Below are 21,315 nucleotides of genomic sequence, written 5' to 3'. Positions count from 1 at the left end.
CATGAAAATCGATCTGAGTGGAAAACTCGCCATTGTCAGCGGCAGCACCGCCGGCATTGGCCTGGGCATCAGCAAGGCGCTGGCCGAATCCGGCGCCACGGTGGTGGTGATCGGCCGCGAGACGGCCAAGGTCGAACAGGCGCTGGCAAGCATTCGCCAGAGCGTGCCGGACGCGCAGTTGCGTGGCCTGACCGCAGACCTCGGCACTGCCGAAGGCGCCGAGTTGTTGTTCGCCGCCGAACCACGGGCGGACATTCTGGTGAACAACCTCGGGATCTTCAACGACGTGGATTTCTTCGACACGCCGGACAGCGAGTGGACGCGTTTTTATGAGGTCAACGTAATCTCTGGCGTGCGCCTGTCCCGCCATTACGTGCCGGACATGGTCAAGCAGGGCTGGGGTCGGGTGATCTTCCTGTCCTCGGAATCCGGGGTCGCAACACCGGCCGACATGCTCAACTACGGCGTGACCAAAAGCGCCAACCTGGCGGTGTCCCATGGTTTGGCCAAACGGCTGGCGGGCACTGGGGTGACGGTTAATGCCATCCTGCCTGGCCCGACGTTGACCGATGGCCTGGAGCAGATGCTCAAGGACGCCACTGACAAATCGGGGCGCAGCGTTCGGGAAGAAGCCGACGCCTTCGTGCGCAAGGCTCGGCCGACCTCGATCATCCAGCGCGTGGCGGATGTCGAGGAGGTCGCCAACTTGGTGGCCTATATCGCCTCGCCGCTGTCTTCGGCCACTACTGGCGCAGCTTTACGGGTCGACGGCGGCGTCGTCGACAGCATGGCGATTTGAACCTTATTGATTGAGAGAGAATATTTTCATGGCTACAGCATCAGCGTTTATTGATATCCCGGCGACCACCGACCAGGTTTGGCAATTGATTGGCGGCTTTAATACGCTGCCGGACTGGCTGCCGTTTATTCCCAAAAGCGAGCTGAGTGAAGGCGGCCGGGTGCGTAGCCTGCAAACGGCGGACGGGGCAGTGGTGGTTGAACGGTTGGAGGCGTTTGATAACGCCGGGAAGACTTACAGCTATTCGATTTTGCAGGCACCGTTTCCGGCAACTGACTATCTGGCGACTATCAGTGTTGAAGCGCAGGGGCAGGGCGCGCGAGTGACGTGGTCCGGGCGGTTTACGCCTGTCGGTGTGAGCAATAAAGAGGTTGAGGATTTGTTTGCCGGGATTTACCAGGGCGGCCTCGAAGCCCTGCGCGCCAACTACCCGGCCTGACCCTGAACTGATCGTTCCCACGCTCTGCGTGGGAATGCCTCAAGGGACGCTCCGCGTTCCAGCTCTCGAAAGGGACGCGGAGCGTCCCGGGCTGCATTCCCACGCAGAACGTGGGAACGATCAGCTACTGAGCCGGCAATTTAAGCTCCGCGCACAACCCACCCCCCTCACGATTACTCAACGTCAACGATCCCCCGATCGCCAACGCCAACTGCTGTGCAATCGCCAACCCCAACCCGGTCCCGCCGGTACTGCGGTTACGCGAATTCTCCACGCGATAAAACGGTTCCATCACCTGGGCCAATTCCTCCTCGGCAATCCCTGGCCCGCGGTCCATCACCTTCACCGACAAACTGCCGTCAGCCTTCGCTTCCACCCATAACTCGGCGGCGCCAGCGAACTTCAGCGCGTTGTCCGTCAGGTTCACCAGCACCCGCCGCAAGGCGTGCGGCCGGGTGTTGATCACCGCGTCGCTTTTGCCGCCCAGCTGAACGTCTTTGCCCATGTCCTGATAGTCGAACACCAGGCTGTCGAGGAACGAATCCAGATTGGTGCGGCGACTTTCTTCGGTGGCGCCATGAACGCTGCGGGCATAGGCCACGCCTTCGCGCACCAGGTGTTCTATCTCGCCAAGGTCATTCCAGAGTTTGTCTTTCTCGGCGGAGTCGTCCATGAATTCGGCGCGCAGTTTCATCCGGGTGATCGGGGTTTGCAGGTCGTGGGAAATCGCCGCCAGCAGTTGCATGCGTTCCTTGAGGTAAGCGGCTATGCGCGCCTGCATCGAATTGAACGCTTTGGCGGCATGCGCGACTTCGGTCGGGCCTTTTTCGTCCAGGTGCACCGCGTGGGTGTTAGGGTCCAGCGTCTCCACCGCCTGAGCCAGGCGGGTGAGAGGGCGGATGGCGATTCTCACGGCCAGCCAGGTGCAGATGAGCATCAGTGCCAGTTGCCCCAGCAACACGATGGGCAGCCACGGCGACAACGGCACCATCGAGGGCCGAATGTCGATGGTCACCGGGCTGCCGTCCGCCAGTTTCAGGTGGACCTGATAATGTTTTTCCGGCCCGGGGATGTCGGTCATCGTCATCGGGTAATCCTTGCCGATGGCCTCTTTGATCGACGTCATCGCCATCGGTGAATCGCTCATGGGCACGCCCGGCGAGCCTTCGTTCAACAAATAGCGGTAGTTGCGTCGATCCAGTTGTTGCAGCCAGCTCATGCGTTCTTCGGCCGGCAAGCGGTCGAGGATGGCGATGGAGGTCGAGACGTCGGTTTCCAGATTGCCCAGCATGGTGTTTTTCGTGCTTTGGTAGCGCTCGTAGTACTGCGCGCCGAAAGACAGCGCCTGCGCGAGAATCAAGCCGATCAGGAAGATCAGCGACAGCCGCGAGGCGAGCGTGCGAGGCCAGTGCATCGAGAGGTTCATGAGGGCGCCCCGAGGACTTCCACCGGCAGCGAAAACACATAGCCTTCGCTGCGCACGGTTTTGATGTAGGCCGGTTCGCGGGCATCGTCCAGCAAGCGCTGGCGCAAGCGGCTGACCAGCAAGTCGATGGAGCGGTCGAACAGGTCGGCATCGCGGCCTTGGGTCAGGTTCAGCAATTGATCGCGATTGAGTACCCGCTGAGGGTGATCGAGGAATACCCGCAGCAACCGATATTCCGCGCCACTGAGCGCGATCATCGTGCCGTCCTCATCGAGCAGGTGCCGGGCCGAGGTGTCCAGGCGCCAGCGCCCGAAGGCCAGCAAGCGACCGCTTTCGGTGACCACCAGGTTGGGCGGCAGCATTCGCGTGCGGCGTAATACGGCGTTGATTCGGGCGAGCAGTTCACGGGCGGCGAATGGCTTGACCAGGTAATCGTCGGCACCCATTTCCAGGCCGATGATGCGGTCGGTTTCATCGTTGCGCGCGGTGAGCATCAGCACCGGCGTGGCCTTGTGTTTACCGGCGCGCAACTCACGGCACAGCATCAGGCCATCGTCGCCCGGCATCATGATGTCGAGCACGATCAGGTCCACCGGCGTGGATTCCAGGAAGCTGCGCATTTGCCGTCCATCCGCCACGACGGTGGTGCGCAGGCCGTTTTTCTTGAGGTAGTTGCCTACCAGTTCCCGGATCTCGCGGTCATCGTCCACGATGAGAATGTGATCGACGTGTTCCATTTGGCCAGGCCTCTGTAGATGGGGGATGTCGCGCAGTCTATCGAGCCTTGGCCCGCTCGCCCGCAGTCCTTTGTATTGCAGTGTATCTGGCCTGTCGGCGGATACACGTGGACGCAAAAACACTCATTTTCAGGGCTTTTGTATCGCTCTGTATCCCGGCCCGGTTCTGATACGTACCGATTTACCCGCGCCTGTTCCCGACACAGTCGGGATACCTCGCGGGCTTCTAATAGGTTCCATCGAGGCAAATCAAACCGCCTCGGCCCACTAAACGATTGACCTATCGAAGCCTTGAGGAAACCACCATGAACACCAAAGCCGTCTACGCCGCTTGCCTGTTTGCCGCCCTGAACATCTGCACCTTGTCGGCCCGCGCCGAAGCCGATGTTTCCGCTAAAACCTACACCTACGGCACGCACCTGGACATCAAGAAAGTGGTGTCGCTGAAACAGGACGCCTCGCCTTCCTGTGGGGTGGTGGATGCCCAGCTGACTTACCTGGATTCCCATAACAAAACCCAGGTTCTGGACTATCGCAAATTGGCTGATGCCTGCAACTCAGACAACTGAGTCCTGCGCTGACCCATGGCCCATCCCCATTGAAACAGGAAGCCCATCATGAACAACGTCACCCGCTATTTGACTGCCATTGCCTTCTCCGCGGCTGGCGCCGCTGCCCATGCCAACGCGGCTGTTGAACAGAAAAGCTGTGGCAGCGCTACTTGCTTTCAGCTGACGCCGGTGGGGGAGACGGGTGGGAGCGCCTTTCTGGCAGAGGATGGTTCGAGCCGGACGCCGCAGGGCCAGCAGCTGGAAAACCAGACGGCTTGAGGATGTCAGTGAGAGCCACCCCTCACCCCAGCCCTCTCCCCATGGGGGAGAGGGGGAAAGGGGGCAGATCTCCATGTTTTTCAAAATCTGAGTTCGACTTGTAATCGCAGGTCGCAGAATTTTGACCAAACCACTCGGTCAGCCCCCTCTCCCCTGTGGGGGATAGGGGGATAGGGGGAAAGGGGGTAGATCTCCATGCTTTTCAAAATCTGAGTTCGACTCGGACTTTCAGGTCGCAGAATTTCTACCAAACCACTCGGTCAGTCCCCTCGCCCCTCTGGGGAGAGGGTTAGGGTGAGGGGTGGATTTCGAATACTAACCACCATTTTCAAGGTGACATCCATGTTTCTCATCGCTTTCCTGGGCGGCATATTGACCGTCCTCAGCCCTTGCATCCTCCCGGTCGTGCCGTTCCTGTTCGCCGGTGTTAAACGCACACGATCCTCGATCCTGCTCACCCTCGGCGGCATGGTCCTGACCTTCGCCCTGATTTCCAGCCTGGCCGTGGTCAGCAGCGAGTGGGTAATACACGCCAACAACACCGGCCGTCACGTCGCACTGATCGTGATGGTGCTGTTCGCCCTGTCGCTGATTTCCGCCCGTGTCGGTGACTGGCTGGCCCGTCCCTTCGTGGCGCTGGGCAACCGTCTCGATCCGGACACCCGCAAAATGTCCGGCCCGTTGAGTTCGATCATGATCGGCGTTGCCACCGGCCTGCTCTGGGCACCGTGCGCCGGACCGATCCTCGGGGTCATCCTCACGGGCGCCATGCTGCAAGGCGCAAACGCTCAAACCAGCCTGTTACTGGTGGCGTACGGCCTGGGCAGTGCATTGTCCCTGGGCACTTTGATCTTCGCCGGTCGCGGCCTGGTCAATCGCCTGAAAGCATCGATTCCGGTCACCGGTTGGCTGCGTCGTGGTACGGGTGTTGCGGTGCTGGCGGCTGCGGCGGTGATTTCCACCGGGGCCGACAAAACACTGCTGGCCGGCACTTCATCCGAAGGCGTCAGCAGCATCGAGAAAGGGCTGTTGGAAACCGTGCCGAAGGTTGTCGATTACTTGGTCAGCAAGGTCAGCGCAGACTCGTCCATGGACAATGCCCAAGGCGCCATGCCGTCAATTTCCGGCGCAGTGCAATGGCTTAACTCGCCAGCCCTGACCAACGAGTCCCTGAAAGGCAAAGTGGTGCTGGTGGATTTCTGGACCTACGACTGCATCAACTGCCAGCACACCTTGCCCTACGTGAAGGATTGGGCGAAGAAATACGAGAAGGATGGCCTGGTGGTGATCGGCGTCCACACCCCTGAATACGGTTTCGAGCGCATCATCGACAACGTCAAGGATCAGGTGAAAAAGCTCGGCATCACCTACCCGGTGGCCATCGACAACAACTACGCGATCTGGCGCAATTTCGACAACCAGTACTGGCCGGCTCACTACCTGATCGACGCCAAGGGGCAGGTGCGTTACACCCACTTTGGTGAAGGCCGCTACGAGACCCAGGAGAAAGTGATTCAGCAGTTGCTGGAAGAGGCTAAAGCACCCGCCGCATAAACCTTCAAATCAATGGCTCACAGGCTGCGCGCCGTGGGCCATTGGTTTTTTCTCCTGACTGCGCCGCCACGCCGCCGGTGGCGCTCCATACTCTCGGCGAAAGGCCCGACTGAACGCCGTGTCGGTCTGGTAGCCCACCTCTTCGGCAATCCGCATCAACGAGCTGTTACTGCTGCGTAACAGGTTAGCCGCCAGCAACATCCGCCATTGCGTCAGGTACTGCATCGGCGAACTTCCCACCAGTTGCTGGAAGCGCTCCGCCAACACCGATCTTGACGTGCCGGCAGTACGCGCCAGTTCATCCAGGGTCCAGGCGTGACACGGTTTTTTGTGCAACGCGTTCAGGGCGGCGCCAACGATCCGGTCGCCCACACCCGCCAGCCAACCGGTGCGACCTTCGCCCTGTTCGTGCATGTACAGGCGCAGCACCTCGATGAACAACACCTCGGCCAGTTTCGCCAGCACACCTTCGCCGCCGGGGCGGGGCGAGCGCGCTTCGGCCAATGCATAACGGACCGACGATTCCAGCCAGATACCGGCATTCGAGCCGCGCACATTGACCCGGACCACCGCCGGTAACCCGGTCAGCAACATGCCGGCCAGACGGGTATCGCAGGCCAGATAGCCGCACACCAACCGCGTTACCGCGCCGCCACCGCCATAGCTCAATTGCCGTGGACGCCGCGCCAGCACCACTTCCAGCCGCGCACCGGTGGCCGGCGCGAGCCCAGGTTGTGAGCTCATGCGATGGGCGTCTCCCTGCGGAAAAACCACCACATCGCCGGCCGTCAGCAGGAGCGGCGGATCATCACCCAGTTCGACATAACACTCGCCTTCGGTGATCAAGTGGAAGATCACCACGCGCTCGGCGCCGGGCTCCAGAAACGGCGCCGCCGTGTCGGCGCTCGGCGATTGGTAGCACCAGGGGGCAGTGAACCTGGCATTGATGAAAATCGCGCCGACCAGGCGGACGACGCGCAGCGTCTGGGACAGGGCGTCCATGGTGGTTTTTCCGTGCGGGCAGATTCTTTGGATTGTGAGCCTGTCGCCGCACAGCGTGAAATCTCCGGACGATCGGGCAGGGTTGGCCGACGATCGGACAGGACGCCAGCGTTGCTCGGCGCGATAGTTGGCACACAGGGTCAGCCGACCCTGTCATCAATAACAAGAATGAGAGGTTGCCATGCCTAAGTTCGTTATAGAACGCGAGATTCCAGGTGCTGGAACACTGTCAGAAAGGGATTTGAAAGCCGTCTCGCAAAAATCGTGCAAGGTGTTGCGCGATCTGCCAGAGGTGCAGTGGCTTCAGAGTTACGTCACCGGTGACAAGCTCTACTGCGTGTACATCGCGCCGAACGCTGAGCTCATCCGGGAACACGCCAGGCAGGGTGGTTTCCCTGCCAACAGCGTGTCCCAGGTCATGAGCATTATCGATCCCACGACGGCGGAGTAAGCGTCCGCCGGTTCCTGCTCAGTGATCCAACTCCGCCAGAGAAAGAATCCATGAGTACACCCATTGATCTTACTGCCTTGAAAAACCGTCAAATGGCCTCTTGGGCCAGCGGCGACTATGCGGTGATCGGCACCACCTTGCAGATCGTTGGCGAGCAACTGGCCGAGGCCTGCGACCTGCTTTGCGATGAACGCGTGCTCGACGTGGCCGCCGGCAACGGTAACGCGACGCTCGCTGCCGCGCGCCGTGGTTGCCACGTCACGTCGACCGACTATGTGGCCGCGCTGCTGGAACGCGGCGAAGACCGGGCCAGGGCAGAACGCCTGGACGTGATGTTTCAAGTGGCTGACGCTGAAGCCTTGCCGTTCGAGGATGCCAGCTTCGATGCCGTGCTTTCGACCTTCGGTGTGATGTTTACCCCGGATCAGCCCAAGGCGGCGGCGGAACTGGCGCGGGTTTGTCGCCCAGGAGGGCGGATTGGCCTCGCCAATTGGACGCCCGAAGGGTTTGTCGGCCAGATGTTCAAGACACTCGGCCGCCACCTGCCGCCACCGCCGGGCGCTCAACCGCCTTCGCAGTGGGGCACCGAAGCCTGGCTGAACACGCAGTTCGACGAACGTGACTTTCTCCTCCAGGTGGCGCGCAAGACCTTCAACTTCCGTTACCGCTCGGCCGAGCATTTCATCGACACGTTCCGCACCTGGTACGGCCCGGTCCACAAAGCCTTCGCAGCGCTGCCTCCTGAAGGCGCCCAAGCGCTGGAAAACGACCTGACCGAACTGATCAACCGCATGAATAGAGCAGGAGAAAAATCGCTGGTGGTGCCGAGTGAATACCTGGAGGTGGTGATCACCCGGCGTTGATCTGGCAACACAAAACCCCGGTGGGAGTGAGCCTGCTCGCGATGAGGGCCTTACATTCAACATTGATGTTGACTGAAAGTCCGCCATCGCGAGCAGGCTCGCTCCCACAGGGTTTGTGGTGTTTTGTCGAGGGGCAATTATTCATCCAGCCGTTCGGTGTACACCACCCAAACGCTGCACGGCATTTTGTACAGCAGATGCTCCACCGTACTGCCGATCAGCCGGCCCATGCCGCGATGGCCGATCCGGCCCATGACAATCACGTCAATGTCATAGGCATCGACATAGCGGGTGAGGACCTTGGACGGGTTGCCCATGATCATGTGTCGCTGCTCCGGCGCAATGCCGTTGCGCTCGGCCAGGTCGTTGAAGGCATCTTCCTGGTAATCGAATACGGTCCTGGCCTTGCCCGACGAGAAGAACGCCGAACCATTATCGAAGCCGAATTCGTCGGCGCTGATGGATGAAAGGTCATAGGCGTAGACCAGATCGAGCTCGGCATTACAGGCGCTCGCCAGTTTTGCCGCCTCGTGGAGGATCCGGTCGTTGAAGGTTTTGTAATGGTCATCGCGATGAAAGGGGTCGACCGCCGCGACGATCTTTTTCGGCAAGGCGTGCACGGCGTGGCTGACGAAATGCAGCGGCACCGGGCATTCGCGCAACAAGTGCACATCGAGCGGGGTAAACATCAGCCGCGACAGCAGCGATTCGTGCTCCAGCGCCTTGATCAGCACATCCATCGGCTGCTCTTTGAGGTGAATCAGGATTTCCTCCAACGGGCGTTCGACCCAGGCCACTTCGGTGGTGACGTGGACCCCGATTTTGCGCAAGGGGCGGGCCTGTTCCTCAAGCCATTGGCGGTGGCGCTCGACGTAGCCCACGCGCATCTGTTCCAGGGCCTTTTCGTTGACCAGACTGGCGGTCGCCAGGCCTTCAAGGTAATCGAAGGCGACGATGTGCAGCGCCGCGTCTTCGGCCTTGGCCAGCGCAGCGGCCCTGTCGAAAGCGGGGCTGTGCTCCATCAGCGGTGATGCAACCAGCATGAAGCGGGATTGACCAGACATGACGAACCTCCCGTGGATTAGCCGCCCGACGTGCGGCTCGTGCGACGCACATCCAGGCTCTAAGTATTGACCATGATCAACCTTCCGTCCGTAAACCGGGTGCTGGCTGAGGTTCGTGCGGGTGCCGGATGCGTTGGCCGGGCGCGAGGATATCCAGAACGATTACTTGGGGCCGTGGGGTAGGGCACTATTGAATGAACACTAACTGCACATGACGCTAACGGCCTTCGCGGCGCGTTGCAGTTCTTGTTTGACGTCGACCGGTATCCGCTGTTTCACCAGTCGTTGCTCGAGGAATGTCTGATCGCCTCGGGTATCCACCTGAGCGTCAATAGCCGCATCCACTGCTTCTATGGTGGCAGCGTGAGCCTCAATGACCGAGTCGACTTCCGCCTCGCTCTTGGCGGCGTCGAGCGCACCAATGAGGGTTGCGACTTCATCTTCTTCAGCCTTGCCATAGGCTTCTACGGACAGTCCGGCAGCCAACGCCCGCGCCCGGATTTCCACGCCTTGGAGCGTCTGCTTGGCCTGCCCGCACAGCAAGTCGTGTTTTTGGCTTTCGACGATTTTCCATTGGAAAAATCCATAGGTCATCGTGCCGATAATCGCTACGGTGATACCACCGATCAGGATCCGTTTCATGGCTACAGTCGTGAAAGTCTGGGGATTGAGGGGGCGGCGGACATCGCTTCGTTCTCTATTCGAGGAATTGAAAGCGTAGCACCGGAACCCGGCCAAGCCCGGTCCAATGTCAATGCAAATTACAGTAGTGAAGGAACGGCGTGTCTTCAAGATTGTAGCCTCACAGCCCTCGGCGTCCCGCTAGTTGCCGTCTGCCACTTTGCGTTCTATCTCCGCTATTTTCCGACGGAGTTCCTCAGCTTCCAGCTCTTTGGTTCGAGTTGGAGAGGGCGTATTGGTCTGATCGACGTTGACGGGCTTGCCAGACGTATCGGTGGGCGGGGCGTTTGACGTTGCTTCTGGTTCGACGTCGTTAACACTGTCATCGTTGTTCATATCGCTGACCTCCATTGACCTGAACATTGGATTCGACGCCGTGGCTTGAGTTCGAGATTTTTTGTCGGCGTCGATCAGCTTGGGCCATGAAACCTACCGGCGGTCAGACCGCCTGAATTTTCCCGCCGGGCGGTACTCCACCGTCCGAGGAGCAGTCGCTACTTAATGGCGGTGTAATCCGCCGGGGGAACACGTAATGCCATCGGTCGAAGATTTCAGAATCCAGTCTCACGCTTTCCTGATCGAACTGGACGCCGCAACGATGGGCATGATGACGCTGGTCTCTTCCAAATGTGTTTCAGGACCAGAATGGGAAGAGGCGACCAAACGGCATCACGATGCTTACGAGATCTGGAATGCCTTTCTTAATGTCTCTCCTTCAAGCACTGACGTCACTCCGTTAATTACTTCGGGCGCTGACTAAGGACGGCTGGGCGAAAACACGACAACTCCCCCAGCGCCTCACCGTATCAGTGTTCTTTGACTTTCTTGATGCGGAAGATAATCAGCGCAAGGATCGCGATCGCGAGGGGCGTCATCGCCAGCATCGCCTCTCGCGGGGCCACCTCGGCGCCGAGCAGGTGCAACCCTGAGTAGCCAAGCTTGAGCAGGTTCAGCAGGTAGTAAGTAATGGCGATAATCGACAGACCTTCCACGGCGCGCTGGATCTTGATCTGAGCGTCGGCGCGGGCGTTCAGGCTTTTGAGAATTTCCGAGTTCTGTTCTTCCATTTCCACCTGAACCCGGGCTTGCAACAGGTCGCCCAGATTGGCCACGCTTTTCGCCAGGTGCTCCAGGCGTTGTTCGGTGGCGGTGCAGTACCTGACGGTGGGTTTGAAACGGCGTTCGATGAACACCCCGAGCCGCTGGCAATCGCCGACGTGACTTTCCCGCAATTCGCCCAGGCGCTCGTACACGAGTTGGGCATAGGCCTGGGTGGCACTGAAGCGGTGGCGGGTTTTCGCGGTACTGCTGACCACTTGGGCTGACAGGTTGGAGATGTCCGCCAGCAGGGCTTTCGCGTTGCCGCTGTCGGCGTCGGCGTTACGCTCGGAGAGGGTGACCAAGGTCTTGTCAAAGATATCGAGTTGCGCGCTCAAGGTCTTGGCCATGGTCAACGACAGCGAGGCCATCATGCGGTAGGTCTCGATTTCCAGCAGACGACGGATCATCCGCCCTTGGCGGTAAGCGTTGAGGCGCCGGTTGATGAACAGGATGTGGTTGTTGCCCTCCTCGCTGAGACGAAAATCGCTCCAGACCACCGCATCGCCACCGCCCACGCAGGAACCGCACGGGTCCTTGAAGCCGTAGCCGGCGAGGTCCAGGCCGGCTTCGCCACGCACGACGATCTGCACCGAGTTGATCAGCTGCGGCAAATGCGCTTCGACCTTTTGCGCCAACACCTCGGGCAGCGATGTCCAGGACAGGTCATCGCAGGATGAAGTGACCACCAGGGTCAGGGTGAAGAACTCGGCGTGGCGTTCCCATTTCAGGGCATGGCCATCGAGTTGGGTGATGCCCTGGGCGGCATGAGGATCGATCGGAGCAGGGCAGCAGCGCTCCAGCAGCGCATTGCACTCCGGCTCCCCGCCAAGGAAGGCCAGATGAAACACATGGGCCGGTTCGTCGAAATACAGCGACGGACGCGCGTGCAGTTCGTTGTGCAGGGTTTGTCGTTGCGGATGCATGCTGTTCAGGCCATTGATCGACTGCTGTTGTAGGTGGGACAGGTCGATGAACTGCTGAGTCACAAGCTCAAAAAAAGGCGCCTTGTACATCGTGAATCAGGCGCCAAAAACGGAAGAAACCGGTTACTTCTTGCTTGATTGTTCTCTGATCTGCGTCAGGCTAAGCCGCGGGGTCAATGCTTCAGGGTCGACTCTGACCTCAATCAAGGATGGCCGGGACATACCCAGGCAGCGTTCAAACGCCGGGGCAAATTCCGCCGTGGCGGTGACCACCTCGCCATGCAGTCCATAGGCTTGGGCCAGTGCGGCGAAATCCGGGTTGTGCAATTCAGTGCCTGACACGCGTCCAGGGTAGTTGCGTTCCTGGTGCATTCTGATGGTTCCGTACATTCCGTTGTTGATCACAACGAAAATCACATGGGCGCCATATTGTGCTGCGGTCGCTATCTCCTGACCGTTCATCAAGAAGCAGCCATCCCCGGAAAACGACACCACCACTCGATCCGGGCATGTCAGTTTGGCGGCCACCGCCGAAGGAACGCCGTAGCCCATGGAACCATTGGTAGGGCCTAACTGAGTGCGGTATTGGCGGAACTGATAGAAGCGTTGAAGCCATACGGCATAGTTTCCGGCTCCATTGGTCAGGATCGCATCGTCTGGAAGTCTGCAATTCAACCACTCAATGATTTCGGCCATTTGCACATCGCCAGGGGAAGGCGAGTGTTGCAGATTTTCGCGGTAGCTTTTGTTGAGGGTGCGCGTCCATTCACTCTTTACCGGGCTGGTCACCGCTGGAAGCTTTGCGGCTGACTGGGCAAAGGTCGACATGCTGCTGTTGATCGCTAACGCAGGTTGGTAAACCCGCCCCAGTTCCTCGATGCCTTGGTGAACATGGATCAAGGTTTGCTTCGGTACCGGGATGTCCAGGGCCGCATAGCCGCCCGTTGAAACCTCACCCATTCTGGAGCCCACGACCAGCAGCAGGTCGGCGTTTTTTACCGCTGAGGACAGTTGCGCTGACGCGGCGAAACCAAGATCGCCGACATAGTTCGGGTGTCGGTTGTCGATCAGGTCCTGGCAGCGAAAGGAGGCCGCAACCGGGATGTTTTGCTGTTCAGCAAAAAGCCGGATGTCGTGCACTGACTCGGTGTCCCAACCGCTGCCACCCAGCACCATCAATGGACGCTCTGATTGCTCAAGCAGTTGCTGCATGGCGGCCATTTGCTCGGCAGCGGGGGTCATCAATACGCGCTTGAAAGGCCCGGCGTCACTGACTTCCGCCATTTCGGTCAACATGTCTTCCGGTAGGGCGACCACTACAGGCCCAGGCCTGCCATTGACCGCTCGGTGGAACGCCTGGCTGATCAATTCGGGGATTCTGCGGGTGTCGTCTATTTGCACGACCCATTTCGCCAAAGGGCCAAACATCTGGCGAAAATCAACTTCCTGAAAGGCTTCGCGATACTGCTGATCGCGAGCGACCTGGCCAATGAACAGAATCATCGGCGATGAATCCTGGAACGCCGTGTGAACGCCAACCGAAGCGTTCGTTGCACCCGGGCCGCGGGTCACGAAGCAGATGCCTGGCTCTCCCGTGAGCTTGCCGTAGGCTTCGGCCATATAGGCCGCCCCACCTTCCTGACGGCACACCACCAGCTCGATTTCTTCTTGCACGTCATGCAATGCATCGAGCACCGCAAGGTAGCTTTCTCCCGGAACACAAAAAGCTCTTTTGACGCCATGGATGCGTAAGGCATCCACCAAAATCTGACCTCCGCTACGACGAGAAATGGTTTTATTCATTGTTATCTCCTGAGTCGAATGGTGCGGTGTGAAAGGGTGAATCGCGCTCTTTCTGACAGGTACTGACTCGATCAATTGGAAGAACAACGGCTAACGTCTGCGCCACGAATTCTGAGCATCATCGAGAAGGGGTACAAACGATGATTGCTCAGCACTTCATTCCCTCAGCTATTGAAGTCGGGCTTCAAGTCACCCAGTGACTTTTTATGCTTCAGTCATGGCTGTAAATCGTGAAATTGCAATTTCACACGACTACCGATTAATATACGATCCATATACATTTAATATTGGATTGAGCGGTGGGTATCGTAAAAATTTCAGAAGCCATGCACGAGAATCTGCGCGTCGCCAGCGATGCGTTGAGTCGCTCGATCAACGCACAAGCCGAGCACTGGATGCGCATTGGGATGCTTGCGGAGTTACATCCCAACCTGGACCACAGCGACCTCTGCCGCGTGCTGATTCGTGCCGAACTGGCGGGCGGCCTCGATGTAAAACAGCTGTGCGCACTCGCCGATTGTTCGCAAAGCGCCCAGGTTGATGCCGCATCAGGAGCCAAGCCATGAAGGCCAATGTAAAGCTCAATACCCCCGCAGAAATAGCCATGTCTCGCGCTGCGGGCGCGCTGGCCGCCGAGGTCCTGGCCATGATTGTTCCGCATGTCAAAGCGGGGGTCACCACCGACGAACTTGACCGGCTCTGTCACGACTACATCGTCAACGTGCAGAAAGCCATTCCGGGCAATGTCGGCTATCACGGCTTCCCGAAAACCGTGTGTGCCTCGGTCAACCAAGTGGTCTGTCATGGCATTCCTTCGGCCACGCCACTCAAGGATGGCGACATCGTCAATATCGACATTGCCGTGATCAAGGACGGTTGGTACGGCGACACCAGCCGTATGTACTTCGTGGGTGAGCCCGGCCCGGAGGCCCGACGTCTGGCAGAGACGACCTATGAAGCGATGTGCGCCGGTATTCGCGTCGTCCGCCCAGGCGCGACGCTGGGTGACATTGGCCATGCCATTCAGAAGGTGGCCGAAAGAGACGGGTTCAGCGTCGTGCGCGAATACTGCGGTCACGGTATCGGCAAGATTTATCACGATGAGCCGCAGGTCCTTCACTACGGCCTCCCAGGCCAGGGCCTGAAACTGAAAGCCGGCATGATCTTCACCATTGAACCCATGTTGAACGCTGGCAAACGCCATGTGAAAACCCTGGCCGATGGCTGGACCGTGGTCACCAAGGATCACTCACTCTCGGCTCAGTGGGAACATATGGTCGCGGTCACTGACGACGGCTTCGAGGTGCTGACTCGTTGGCCCGATAGTGTCGATGGGTATCCCGCCATCGTTTAGGCGCAAAATGGCGCTAGTGGTTTTGAAACTTCTACAGTTAGCATTGAGGTTTATCAACGCACCCAGCGACCTGTTGGGTAACGTAACCGAGCAGGCCGAACATTGATCGAGCGACGTCAATTTAGCGGAGGCATGAAGGGGAAAAATCTCCGCTATCTGAATGAGAACCCCAACGAGAAGGCTCAAGTGGTCCGGGCAGGATTTCTGCTGCTTGAGCATTTCTCGCTGCCCGCATTCACGCAAGCACTGGATACGATAGTCACCGCGAATCTTCTGCGACCCGGGTTGTTCTCTTCCCGAACGTTCGGCTTGACCGATGAGGAAGTCATCAGTGACCTAGGCCTGGTCATTCGCCCGGATAGCCGTTTCGTTGGCTCAACGATCCAGGACCTGGACCTTCTGGTCATTTGCGGCGGATACAGGACAGAACTCAAAGCGACGGATGAACTCATCTCCCTGTTGAGGGCTGCATCAGACCAAGGCGTCATTCTGGCCGGGTTGTGGAATGGCGCATGGTTCCTGGGAAGGGCAGGCTTGCTGGACGGATATCGTTGCGCGATTCACCCCGAACATCGCCCCGCGCTCGCGGAAATCTCCAAGGCGACGCATGTCACCAGTGAACCCTACGTCATCGATCGAGACCGGCTCACGGCTTCCAGTCCCTCGGGGGCGTTCCACATGGCGCTGGACTGGATCAAAGGCTTGCACGACAAAGCCCTCGTCGAGGGGATTGAAGACATCCTGGCTTTCGAGGAGTCGCGTTATCGGCGCATAAAACCGACTGAAAATATCTGTGTGAGCGCGCCATTACGCGAGGTGGTGAAGCTGATGGATGCCAACCTCGAAGAACCTCTGGAACTGGAGCAGTTGGCGGTTTACGCCGGCCGTTCGCGTCGACAACTCGAGCGCTTGTTCAAGGAGCAACTGGGCACAACGCCGCAACGCTATTACATGGAATTGCGGATCACCGAGGCGCGTCGGCTGCTCCAGCACACCGAACTGTCCCAGGTGGACGTGTTGGTGGCTTGTGGCTTTGTTTCGCCGAGCCATTTCAGCAAGTGTTACAGCTCGTACTTCGGCTACAGACCTTCCAAGGAAAAGCGACTGGTCAAGTAGGAATGCTGCCGACCGGTAAGCGCCTTGAATGGCCTGGGCAGCCTGTTGGGCACCGCTGATCACCCGGGCGAAAAACGTCCGGCCCGGTTCGGGGGAAAACAAAGAGCGAGTTTCTGGTTCAAGCTTTTGCCTTCCGGAATCATTGGCAACGAGGAGGGTCAACCGACAAATACTCCAACGGACAGGTGTCATGCCTATTTCCGCCTACATCGTTGACTGTCGAAGTGACCCTCTGTTGTTGCTGCCGGCCGCTCAATCCTGCATGTGTTGGCTAACGGTGAGCGGACAGCATGGACGCAGTTGACTCGGCGCTGATGGCGGCGCGTGCCCAGTTCGCGATCACCATCAGTTTTCACATTGTGCTGGCCGCGTTCACCGTCGGTTTGGCCAACTTTCTGATGGTACTGGAAGCACTTTGGTTGTGGCGTGGGCGAAAGATCTACCTGGACGTCTACCGTTACTGGCTCAAAGTGTTTGCCCTCAACGTGGCGGTGGGCACCGCCTCGGGCCTGATTCTGGAGTACCAGTTCGGGCTCAATTGGTCGCGGCTTTCAACTCAGGCGGGAGATATTCTCGGTCCATTGATGTTCTACGAGGTGCTGGCGGCCTTTTTTCTGGAGGCAGGCTTCCTCGGCATCATGCTCTTCGGATTGAAGAAGGTCGGCCCTCGTCTGCATTTCTTCGCCACCTGCGCGGTGGCCCTCGGATCGCTGATCAGCGCCTTCTGGATCCTGTCGGCCAATTCCTGGATGCAGACACCCGCCGGTTACTCCATAGGCCCCGATGGCCGCTTCATTGCCGAGGATTGGTGGGCGATCATCTTCAATCCGTCGTTCCCTTATCGACTGGTGCACATGACGTTGGCGGCGTTGCTCGGCACCGCCACACTGGTGGCCGGTGTCAGCGCCTGGCAACTGTTGAAGGTGCCGAAAAATCCGCGAGCACGCCTTCAATATTCCATGGCGTTGTGGACGATTGTCGGGCTCTCACCCCTGCAAATCGTAGTGGGAGACCTTCATGGTCAGCACAGCCTCGAGGTTCAGCCGCAGAAGGTCGCTGCCATCGAAGGTTCCTGGACTCGCCCGGCCGAGGGGGCAGGCGAGCCACTGCGCCTGTTTGCCCTGCCAGACATGACTGAGCGGCGCAACCATTGGGAGGTGGCGATTCCGCGCATAGGCTCGCTGTACCTGCGGCATGACCTGAGTGGCACCATCGCTGCGCTGGATGAATTTGCGCCACAAGACATTCCGCCGGTGCCCGTGGTGTTCTTTGCTTTTCGCTTCATGGTCGGGCTGGGCCTATTGATGGTGGTGCAGGGCGTGACCAGCCTGGTGTTGCGATGGCGACAACGGTTGTACGTTGCGCGTTGGTGGCTGCGAGGGTGTGTGCTGATGGCCCCGGCGGGGTTTCTGGCGATGCTCAATGGCTGGGTGGTGACCGAGGTGGGCCGCCAACCCTTCACCGTCTACGGTCTGCTGCGCACGGCTGACAGTCTGTCATCGGTGTCTCGACAGCAAGTGATCGCTTCGACAGGGATCATCCTGCTGTTTTACCTGCTGATATTCGGCGTTGGCCTTTGGGTGCTGATGCGCGTCCTGCGTGAGCCACCTCACAAAGACGAGCCCGGCCCGCAACCAGCGCTGGCTGACGAGACCGGTAAATCCTGAGGGCATGGCCCATGTTCGACAATGACTGGATAACACTGCTTTGCGCAGCCGCCTTGGGCTTCTCAGTGTTGAACTATGTGCTGCTGGACGGCACTGATCTGGGGGTTGGCGTACTGCTGGGCCTTACTCGTTGCAGTCAGCAGCGACGTACCATGGCAGTGACCATCTTGCCGATTTGGGATGCCAATGAAACGTGGCTCGTGCTGGGGGGCGGCGGCCTGCTGGCATTATTTCCATTGGCCTACGCCATTCTGCTGCCCGCACTTTACCTGCCGTTTATTGTGATGTTTTTGGCGTTGATTCTTCGAGCGGTCGCGCTGGAATTTCGTGACTACGCCCCCAGCGATGCAATCAAGCGCGCGGTTGATGGCTTGCTGCTGGTCGGTTCCGTGCTCGCCGGCGGATCTCAAGGGATTGTGTTGGGTACGCTTGTTCAAGGCGTACCCAATGATGGCGGGCAATACAGTGGTGACGGCTGGGAGTGGCTGGGTCTGTTTCCGTTGTACTGTGGCGCAGTACTCGTGCTGGGCTACACGTGGTTGGGCGCGTGCTGGCTTTATTGGCGTACTGAAGACGATCTTCAGCAGCGATCACGTTGTCAGGCGAAGGCATTGGCCATCGTAACCCTGGTGCTTTTGGCCGTGTTGGTTGCCTGGACAGCGACACTGGATACTCGATATGCACAGCGGCTTTCAGATCGTCTTGTCTGGCTGCCGGCAGTAACAGTGCTCATTGCACTGCTGAGTGGTTTCATCCTGGGGTTTCGCAGCCGCCGGCAATATCTTCCCCTGTTCGCGGCATTGGGCGTCTTCATCCTCGCATTCGCAATGATGATCGCCGTGCTTTATCCGCTAATAGTCCCGCCGAATCTGACGTTGCGAGCGGCTGCCTCCAGCTGGGCCAGCCAGGTTTTCATGCTGGTCGGTTTCGCCGTGCTGATACCGGTGACGCTCATCTACAACACGTACGGCTTCAAGGTCTTTAGCGGGAAGGTTCGTGCCGCTCGTGATTGACGATGCCTGGAGGGTGGCCGCAAAGGCCAATGCGACAGTAGCGCGACGGCATCCGAACTAACTCGTCCGGGTTCTTGCAGACGGGGAAATCCCTGCTTAACTCTGAATCAGTGGTCAAACCGTGACTAGGTGGTCACGGAGGCCATCCGGGCACCGTCATGCTGTGCGCTTAGTTCAAATTGGTACAAGGAAAAGTAACATGATGCCGAAAACTGCCATCGTCGAGATCTGCGGGAAGTACAAGGTTTATACCGAGCACTATCTCAACAGCGCCGCTAACAAGACCATCATTCTGGTCAACGGCTCATTGGCAACAACAGCATCCTTTGCTCAAACGGTGCGTTACCTGCAACCACGATTCAATGTGGTCCTCTACGACCAGCCCTACGCCGGTCAGTCGAAGCAACACAACCTCCACGGCCAACCGATCCGAAAGGAAGACGAGGCAGCGATTCTGCTGGAATTGATCGAACACTTTTGTGTACACCATGTACTGTCCTTTTCCTGGGGCGGTGCGGCTACCTTGTTGGCGCTGGCCCAGCAGCCGCGACGAATCGAGAAAGCGGTGATCAGTTCATTCGCCGCACGGGTCAATGCGCCGATGCGCGATTACCTGGAGCGCGGCCTGAACCATCTCCAGGCGTGTGACCGTCTCAATGTCAGTCGCTTGATCAACAGCACGATCGGCAAGCATCTGCCATCGCTGTTCAAACGCTTTAATGACCGTCATGTCAGCAGCCTGGCCGAGCACGAGTACCGGCAGATGCATTTTCACGTCAATGAGGTGCTGACCCAAGACACCCATTGCTATGTCGCCTGTGCCAATGCGATCGAAATCCCGCTGCTGTTTGTCAACGGCGAATGGGATGAGTACACCTCGGTAGAAGACGCCCGGATTTTTGCCGATCATGCCCCTCAGTCCTGCTTCCATACCATCAAGAACGCCGGGCATTTCCTCGATATGGAACACCCGGCGGCCTTGCATGACACCCGCCAGGCCTTGCTCGGTTTTCTGGATCCGGCTTGCAGGAAGCAGGGCCGTGTTGCCTCAGATATCCAGGTCAATTACGTATGAGCCATTGAATTCCGGGTTTTCATTAACGCCATTTTTTGCATAACCCCGGGGATTGCAAATGACCCGGGTTTTGCCCACCGCGTAGTCAAAGCTCCCATGGGTATGGCCATGTAGCCAAAGCGCCGGTTGCCAGACGTTGATCCGGTCTTCGAGGTCTGAAACAAAACTCGCGTTAATCGGCGAGTTCTCAAACAGCGGGCTTATGCTCAACCGTGTCGGTGCGAAATGCGAAACCACCACCGTGGGCGTCGTTCTGTCGCGGGTGAAGCAGTCTTCCAGCCAGGCGACTGTCTGCAAAAAAACCAGTTGGGAAACTGCCGGGCTGAACAGGTCTGGAAAATCGGGCGAGATTTTTATGTGGGTGAAGTCCCGCATGAGCTTCGTCGCCAGATCGACGCCCTGTGCCCGATCCTCTGCAGAATCGAAAAGACGATAGTCAGACCACAGGGTGCAACCCAAAAACCGCACGCCGTTGTGGAGATACTCCGAGCGTTCCAATACGTGGATCTGTGTCCCTTGCGACAACCTGTTCAAGTGCTCGTAGGTAGAAATCAGGTCACTGCCATAAAACTCGTGATTCCCTGCCACGTACACCACCGGAAGAGGGCACGATTTGGCCCACTCAATGGCCGCAGCCGGACGAGCGATGTCTCCGGCGAGAACGACAATGTCGGCATCCACATCGGGAAAAGGTAACGCGTTGACGGACAAGTGGATGTCTGACAGCAAGGCGATGCGCATGGATCGACTCCTACCTGCTTTGAATGTCAGCCCATTCTACTGACAAGTTGATAACCTCCTGCCACACCTTATTTTCGTTGCAGCCAGATGTGCTGGCGTTGCAGAGCCGAAGTGTTACTGCGTGGCCGGGGAGTGGGACTTTGTGCTGGTGCTGGCGGTGCGCAACATGAAGCAGTACACAGAGCTGACGCGGTTCGAGACGCTGGTATCCATGAGCAACGTCAAGGTGGGGTTGCAGGTTGATTGAAGAGTAGATCTGGAGGGGAGAGCAGCTCAATGACGGCAGCCACTAGATGATCTGCGCCCCTCGCGCCTTTAACAACTCCCGCAATACCGACCGATGGCAATGCCCTTCATCTTCGCAATAACAGCCAATGGCCAGTGACGTCTGGTGGGACAACGCCGCCAACAAATCGAGCAATTGGCTGGGCGCCGGGTGGTTCATTTCGGTTTTGAACTTGCGCTTGAAGGCTTCCCACGCCTTGTCGTCTTCCGCCGCTTTGGCTTCTGCGACCAGCTCGGCGCTGGGAGACAGCAGCGGCTGCCACACGTCATAAAAATCCCGACGGGCAAACTCGGCTTTTGGCACGCCACGCGGCGGGCGACGCACCGTGCCCAGGCGCAGGCCTTCATTGGCAGCGCGCGGTGAGCCGAGGCGCACGATATGGATGGGCAT

At 58.6% G+C, this 21,315-nt stretch carries 24 protein-coding genes and 1 pseudogene; 15 read left to right on the top strand and 10 right to left on the bottom strand.

Translation table 11 applies throughout. The annotated features are described in order from the left end of the window. The first annotated feature begins 1 nt into the window (after nt 1). Nucleotides 2–799 (top strand): SDR family NAD(P)-dependent oxidoreductase, encoded by a 798-nt coding sequence (locus DFS28_RS04640; RefSeq protein ID WP_111448766.1) that lies wholly within the window; start codon nt 2–4, stop codon nt 797–799. 28 nt (nt 800–827) lie between these two features. Beyond that, nucleotides 828–1,238 (top strand): SRPBCC family protein, encoded by a 411-nt coding sequence (locus tag DFS28_RS04635; protein ID WP_111448765.1) that lies wholly within the window; start codon nt 828–830, stop codon nt 1,236–1,238. 124 nt (nt 1,239–1,362) lie between these two features. On the opposite strand, the gene DFS28_RS04630 is transcribed toward DFS28_RS04635, so the two are convergent. Beyond that, a complete protein-coding gene (locus DFS28_RS04630) occupies nt 1,363–2,664 on the bottom strand; it encodes a HAMP domain-containing sensor histidine kinase (protein ID WP_111448764.1) in 1,302 nt (433 codons plus the stop codon). Beyond that, nucleotides 2,661–3,401: a response regulator gene (locus DFS28_RS04625; protein ID WP_111448763.1), complete on the bottom strand. Its 741-nt coding sequence runs from the start codon at nt 3,399–3,401 to the stop codon at nt 2,661–2,663. The genes DFS28_RS04630 and DFS28_RS04625 overlap by 4 nt, the downstream gene beginning before the upstream one ends. 305 nt (nt 3,402–3,706) lie before the next feature. On the opposite strand from DFS28_RS04625, the gene DFS28_RS04620 reads away from it, so the two are divergent. From DFS28_RS04620 to DFS28_RS04610, 3 genes are all read left to right on the top strand, one after another. Then, nucleotides 3,707–3,970, top strand: a complete 264-nt coding sequence (locus DFS28_RS04620) for a DUF2790 domain-containing protein (protein WP_111448762.1) — start codon at nt 3,707–3,709, stop codon at nt 3,968–3,970. A gap of 48 nt (nt 3,971–4,018) precedes the next feature. After that, complete coding sequence (locus DFS28_RS04615) at nt 4,019–4,231, top strand: hypothetical protein (protein ID WP_111448761.1); 213 nt, start codon at nt 4,019–4,021, stop codon at nt 4,229–4,231. Nucleotides 4,232–4,573: 342 nt separating this feature from the next. Next, nucleotides 4,574–5,785 carry a cytochrome c biogenesis protein DipZ gene (locus DFS28_RS04610; protein ID WP_111448760.1) on the top strand — a complete coding sequence of 404 codons (1,212 nt, stop codon included), beginning with the start codon at nt 4,574–4,576 and terminating at the stop codon, nt 5,783–5,785. 9 nt (nt 5,786–5,794) lie between these two features. Here the strand turns inward: DFS28_RS04610 and DFS28_RS04605 are convergent, their stop codons facing one another. Beyond that, entirely contained in the window at nt 5,795–6,787 is a 993-nt protein-coding gene (locus DFS28_RS04605; RefSeq protein WP_111448759.1) for an AraC family transcriptional regulator, read from the bottom strand. 181 nt (nt 6,788–6,968) lie between these two features. Here DFS28_RS04605 and DFS28_RS04600 point away from each other — a divergent pair, with 181 nt between their 5' ends. Next, the gene (locus DFS28_RS04600) at nt 6,969–7,238 is read left to right on the top strand and encodes a DUF4242 domain-containing protein (protein WP_008156937.1); all 270 of its coding nucleotides are present in this window, start codon (nt 6,969–6,971) and stop codon (nt 7,236–7,238) included. A 50-nt stretch (nt 7,239–7,288) separates the two neighbouring features. Continuing rightward, complete coding sequence (locus tag DFS28_RS04595) at nt 7,289–8,101, top strand: class I SAM-dependent methyltransferase (protein WP_111448758.1); 813 nt, start codon at nt 7,289–7,291, stop codon at nt 8,099–8,101. 137 nt (nt 8,102–8,238) lie between these two features. Here the strand turns inward: DFS28_RS04595 and DFS28_RS04590 are convergent, their stop codons facing one another. From DFS28_RS04590 to DFS28_RS04580, 3 genes are all read right to left on the bottom strand, one after another. Continuing rightward, nucleotides 8,239–9,165: a universal stress protein gene (locus DFS28_RS04590; RefSeq protein ID WP_111448757.1), complete on the bottom strand. Its 927-nt coding sequence runs from the start codon at nt 9,163–9,165 to the stop codon at nt 8,239–8,241. Nucleotides 9,166–9,366: 201 nt separating this feature from the next. Next, entirely contained in the window at nt 9,367–9,807 is a 441-nt protein-coding gene (locus tag DFS28_RS04585) for a hypothetical protein (RefSeq protein ID WP_111448756.1), read from the bottom strand. Nucleotides 9,808–9,987: 180 nt separating this feature from the next. Then, the gene (locus DFS28_RS04580) at nt 9,988–10,182 is read right to left on the bottom strand and encodes a hypothetical protein (RefSeq protein ID WP_111448755.1); all 195 of its coding nucleotides are present in this window, start codon (nt 10,180–10,182) and stop codon (nt 9,988–9,990) included. Between the two features lie 196 nt (nt 10,183–10,378). Between DFS28_RS04580 and DFS28_RS04575 the strand changes: the two genes are divergently transcribed. After that, a complete protein-coding gene (locus DFS28_RS04575) occupies nt 10,379–10,606 on the top strand; it encodes a hypothetical protein (RefSeq protein WP_111448754.1) in 228 nt (75 codons plus the stop codon). A 46-nt stretch (nt 10,607–10,652) separates the two neighbouring features. Here the strand turns inward: DFS28_RS04575 and DFS28_RS04570 are convergent, their stop codons facing one another. Further along, nucleotides 10,653–11,870 carry a DUF3422 domain-containing protein gene (locus DFS28_RS04570; RefSeq protein ID WP_111449115.1) on the bottom strand — a complete coding sequence of 406 codons (1,218 nt, stop codon included), beginning with the start codon at nt 11,868–11,870 and terminating at the stop codon, nt 10,653–10,655. Between the two features lie 123 nt (nt 11,871–11,993). Further along, nucleotides 11,994–13,673 carry a thiamine pyrophosphate-binding protein gene (locus DFS28_RS04565; RefSeq protein ID WP_111448753.1) on the bottom strand — a complete coding sequence of 560 codons (1,680 nt, stop codon included), beginning with the start codon at nt 13,671–13,673 and terminating at the stop codon, nt 11,994–11,996. 299 nt (nt 13,674–13,972) lie between these two features. Here DFS28_RS04565 and DFS28_RS04560 point away from each other — a divergent pair, with 299 nt between their 5' ends. The 6 genes from DFS28_RS04560 (at nt 13,973) to DFS28_RS04535 (ending at nt 19,898) form a co-directional block, all read left to right on the top strand. Continuing rightward, on the top strand, nt 13,973–14,239 hold the full coding sequence (locus DFS28_RS04560) for a ParD-like family protein (protein ID WP_111448752.1): 267 nt from the start codon (nt 13,973–13,975) through the stop codon (nt 14,237–14,239). Continuing rightward, nucleotides 14,236–15,027 (top strand): type I methionyl aminopeptidase, encoded by a 792-nt coding sequence (gene map, locus DFS28_RS04555; RefSeq protein WP_111448751.1) that lies wholly within the window; start codon nt 14,236–14,238, stop codon nt 15,025–15,027. Before DFS28_RS04560 ends, map begins: the two co-directional genes overlap by 4 nt. Nucleotides 15,028–15,129: 102 nt before the next feature. Beyond that, nucleotides 15,130–16,143, top strand: a complete 1,014-nt coding sequence (locus tag DFS28_RS04550; protein WP_178082196.1) for a GlxA family transcriptional regulator — start codon at nt 15,130–15,132, stop codon at nt 16,141–16,143. Between the two features lie 290 nt (nt 16,144–16,433). Then, a complete protein-coding gene (locus tag DFS28_RS04545; protein ID WP_111448749.1) occupies nt 16,434–17,810 on the top strand; it encodes a cytochrome ubiquinol oxidase subunit I in 1,377 nt (458 codons plus the stop codon). A gap of 11 nt (nt 17,811–17,821) precedes the next feature. After that, nucleotides 17,822–18,823 (top strand): cytochrome d ubiquinol oxidase subunit II, encoded by a 1,002-nt coding sequence (gene cydB, locus DFS28_RS04540; RefSeq protein WP_111448748.1) that lies wholly within the window; start codon nt 17,822–17,824, stop codon nt 18,821–18,823. Nucleotides 18,824–19,022: 199 nt separating this feature from the next. Then, nucleotides 19,023–19,898, top strand: coding sequence for an alpha/beta fold hydrolase (locus DFS28_RS04535; protein WP_111448747.1), 876 nt, complete (start codon nt 19,023–19,025; stop codon nt 19,896–19,898). Here the strand turns inward: DFS28_RS04535 and DFS28_RS04530 are convergent. Next, the gene (locus DFS28_RS04530) at nt 19,872–20,639 is read right to left on the bottom strand and encodes a metallophosphoesterase (protein ID WP_111448746.1); all 768 of its coding nucleotides are present in this window, start codon (nt 20,637–20,639) and stop codon (nt 19,872–19,874) included. The two genes, DFS28_RS04535 and DFS28_RS04530, sit on opposite strands and share 27 nt — an antisense overlap. A 109-nt stretch (nt 20,640–20,748) precedes the next feature. Here DFS28_RS04530 and DFS28_RS04525 point away from each other — a divergent pair. Continuing rightward, a pseudogene (locus DFS28_RS04525) lies at nt 20,749–20,886 on the top strand (Lrp/AsnC ligand binding domain-containing protein); the annotation flags it as partial. A gap of 42 nt (nt 20,887–20,928) precedes the next feature. Here the strand turns inward: DFS28_RS04525 and DFS28_RS04520 are convergent. Continuing rightward, nucleotides 20,929–21,315, bottom strand: coding sequence for a DUF488 domain-containing protein (locus DFS28_RS04520; RefSeq protein ID WP_111448745.1), 387 nt, complete (start codon nt 21,313–21,315; stop codon nt 20,929–20,931).

This window comes from Pseudomonas sp. 478 (assembly GCF_003254125.1).
Taxonomy (GTDB): domain Bacteria; phylum Pseudomonadota; class Gammaproteobacteria; order Pseudomonadales; family Pseudomonadaceae; genus Aquipseudomonas.
This window is presented reverse-complemented; position numbering and strand designations above follow the sequence as displayed.